Source organism: Halomonas ramblicola (assembly GCF_030409215.1).
GTDB lineage: Bacteria > Pseudomonadota > Gammaproteobacteria > Pseudomonadales > Halomonadaceae > Halomonas > Halomonas ramblicola.
This window is the reverse complement of the sequence record NZ_JAUFPL010000035.1, coordinates 1-637: the sequence shown is the minus strand read 5'-3', so window position 1 is coordinate 637 and position 637 is coordinate 1. Positions and strand designations below refer to the sequence as shown.

Sequence of the window (637 nt, the reverse complement as noted above, 5' to 3'; positions counted from 1 at the left end):
GACGCTTAAGGGCTACTCCCCGTTCGCTCGCCGCTACTGGGGGAATCTCGGTTGATTTCTTTTCCTCGGGGTACTGAGATGTTTCAGTTCCCCCGGTTCGCCTCACCATGCTATGGATTCACATGGTGATACTCAGGTTACCCTGAGTGGGTTTCCCCATTCGGAAATGCCCGGGTCGCAGGTCGTTTGCCACCTCGCCGAGCCTTATCGCAGGCTTCCACGTCCTTCATCGCCTCTGGCTGCCAAGGCATCCACCGTATGCGCTTCATCGCTTGACCATATAACCCCAAGGGGTCTGGTCGGCGATGCACACGACATTGCCGGATACGCTTGAGACGTATCTCGTTGTCCCTTTCTCTCGAAAGGAACTTGTCAGCATGATTCACATTGTTAAAGAGCGTTTAAAGCTGGAAGCTTTAAGCTGGACGCTCGAAGAAAGCACCTTCTTTCCAAGCGTCTAGCTTAAAACTTATCGTCAGACTGTGCTGGTTGGCCTTTTCTTACAGCTTAAAGCTCATCGCTTACAGCTGAAGGAGTGGTGGAGCCTACCGGGATCGAACCGGTGACCTCCTGCGTGCAAGGCAGGCGCTCTCCCAGCTGAGCTAAGGCCCCTCTGACTTACCCCATACGTGGTAGG

At 54.2% G+C, this 637-nt stretch carries 1 tRNA gene and 1 rRNA gene; both read right to left on the bottom strand.

Features of this window, described 5'->3' with window-relative positions:
* A 23S ribosomal RNA gene (locus QWY80_RS19370) occupies positions 1-278 on the bottom strand; the annotation flags it as partial.
* A 258-nt stretch (positions 279-536) separates the two neighbouring features.
* Positions 537-612: transfer RNA gene (locus tag QWY80_RS19365), tRNA-Ala, on the bottom strand.
* Positions 613-637 lie beyond the last annotated feature (25 nt).